The sequence below is a fragment of the Bradyrhizobium sp. genome (assembly GCF_035701725.1).
GTDB lineage: Bacteria > Pseudomonadota > Alphaproteobacteria > Rhizobiales > Xanthobacteraceae > Bradyrhizobium.
This window is the reverse complement of record NZ_DASSRP010000069.1, coordinates 1-2,460: the sequence shown is the minus strand read 5'-3', so window position 1 is coordinate 2,460 and position 2,460 is coordinate 1. Positions and strand designations below refer to the sequence as shown.

At 64.6% G+C, this 2,460-nt stretch carries 3 protein-coding genes; all 3 read right to left on the bottom strand.

The features are described from left to right. The coding region (mraY, locus tag VFL62_RS03560; protein ID WP_325171001.1) for a phospho-N-acetylmuramoyl-pentapeptide-transferase at nt 1–716 on the bottom strand (716 nt) is incomplete at its 3' end. Nucleotides 717–720: 4 nt separating this feature from the next. Beyond that, entirely contained in the window at nt 721–2,193 is a 1,473-nt protein-coding gene (locus VFL62_RS03555; protein ID WP_325171000.1) for a UDP-N-acetylmuramoylalanyl-D-glutamyl-2,6-diaminopimelate--D-alanyl-D-alanine ligase, read from the bottom strand. Beyond that, the coding region (locus tag VFL62_RS03550; protein WP_414644591.1) for a glutamate ligase domain-containing protein at nt 2,190–2,460 on the bottom strand (271 nt) is incomplete at its 5' end. The genes VFL62_RS03550 and VFL62_RS03555, both read right to left, overlap by 4 nt.

Below are 2,460 nucleotides of genomic sequence, written 5' to 3'. Positions count from 1 at the left end.
TCGCCGGTGCCGGCGACGTAATGAATCTGCAGATAATCGGCGAACACCGCGTTGCCCGAGAGGTAGGCGATCATGCCGAAGCTCGCGGCGGCGACCATGACCGGAACAATGGCGAGCCCATCAAGACCGTCGGTCAGGTTCACCGCATTGCCGGCGCCGACGATGATCAGGATCGCGAAGATCACATAGAACCAGCCAAAATTGATCACCAGTTCCTTGAAGAACGGCAACACCAGGGAGGTGGAGAACGGCGCCTTCCCCAATTCCACAAACGCGATGCAGGCGACCAGCGCGATGCCGGCTTCAATCGTGAGCCGCGCCAGCCCGGCGAATCCTTGGTGCGTTTGTTTGGTGACTTTCAGATAGTCGTCGTAGAAGCCGACCATGCCGAAGCCGAGCGTCACCCACATCACGACCCAGACGTAGGGATTGCGCGGATTGGCCCACAGCAAGGTTGAGACGACCATGCCGGAAAGAATCATCAAGCCGCCCATGGTCGGCGTGCCGGCCTTGGCGATGATGTGCGATTGCGGACCGTCGGTGCGGATCGGTTGGCCCTTGCCCTGCAACGCGCGCAGACGGCCGATGATTGTCGGGCCGAACAGAAAGACGAACAGCAGCGCAGTGATGACCGAGCCGCCGGTGCGGAAGGTGATGTAGCGAAAGACGTTGAAAACGGTGATCTTGTCCGACAGCTCGATCAGCCAATAAAGCATCGCATCAACCTTGTGCGGACGCGGCCCGCAACGTGCCGTTACGCGACGCGCCAGTCTCCGACATATTCTGGCGCGCGGATAGATGCTGCAGCGCCTTGACGATCGGCCCCATGCGCGAGCCGAGCGAGCCCTTGACCATGACGGCATCTCCGGCACGGATCGCGGACAGGACCTGCGGCTCGAGTGCGCTCGATTCCTCTGCATAGCCGCCGCGGCGGCCGGCGGGAAGGGCCTGCCACAAGGCTTTCATCAGCGGGCCGCAGCAGAATACGAGATCGACCGCATTGGCCGTTACCGGCTCGATCAGGCCGCGATGCAACGCGCGGCCGCGCGGACCGAGTTCCAACATATCGCCGAGCACGGCGATGCGCCGGCCGAGCGGACCAGCCTGCGTCTGGCCAAGAAGAGCGAGCGAGGCCGCCATGGAAGCCGGATTGGCATTGTAGCTCTCGTCGATGAGGAGTGCGGTTCCGCCAGGCAGTTCGATCTCGGACCGGGTGCCGCGACCGGAGGCCGGCTGAAACTCTGCGAGCGCCAACGCTGCCAGCGCAAGATCGGCGCCGACCAGCACGGCCGACGCCAACACGGCGAGCGAGTTGTGCACCAGATGACGTCCCGGCGCTCCGATCTTGTAACTCAGCACATGGCCGAGAATATCGGCCTCGACCGTCGAACAATCCGGATGCAGGGCGCATTTGAGCAGACGTGCATCGGCTTTGGCGTGTTCGCCGAACGAAACCACGCGCGCGACGCTGGCTTCTCCGGCGCGACGTTTCAGATGAGTGAACTGCGCGATGTCGCGATTGATCACCGCAGCGCCGTCCCTCTCCACACCGAAGAAGATCTCGGCTTTGGCATCGGCGATCTTGCTGAGCGTGCCGAAAAACTCCAGATGCACCGGCGCGACGGTGGTGATGATCGCCGCATGCGGGCGCGCGAGCCGCGACAAGGGCTCGATCTCCCCCGCATGGTTCATGCCCATTTCCAGCACGCAATAGCGCGCGGTTTGCGGGCAGCGCGCGAGCGACAGCGGCACGCCCCAATGATTGTTGTAGGAGGCGACCGAGGCGTGCGTTTCGCCGTCTCTCGACAATGAAAGTCGCAGTGCCTCCTTGGTGCTGGTCTTGCCGACCGAGCCGGTGACACCGATCACCTTCGCTTGCGTCCGCTCGCGCGACGCGACGGCGAGCGCGCGCAAGGCTGCGAGCACATCCGCCACGATCAAGAGCGGCGCGTCCTTCGGCATGTCGGCGCGCCGCTCGGCGGCGACGACGGCGAGCGCGGCCTTGGCGGCAAGCGCCGCGGGAACGAATTCGTGGCCGTCGCGACGGTCGACAAGCGCGAAAAACGCTTCGCCTTCGCCGATCGTGCGGGTGTCGATCGACAGGCCCGAGATGGTCGCCGGTAATGCGCCTTGCCGTTCCGCACGCATGGCGGCGGCCATGTCGTCGATAGTCCACAGCGACGGCGCGCTCATGCGGCAGGTTCCTTCAGGGCCGTGGCGACGGCTTCGTGGTCGCTGAACGGTAGTGTCCGGTCGCCGATGATTTGGCCGGTTTCATGGCCCTTGCCGGCGATCAGGAGAACATCGCCAGCACGCAGATCGATGATCGCCGCTCGGATCGCGGCTCGGCGATCGCCGATTTCGGCTGCGCCTGGCGCGGCAGCGAGGATTGCGGCGCGGATGGCGGCCGGCTCTTCGCTGCGCGGGTTGTCGTCCGTAACGATAACCCGGTCCGCCTTG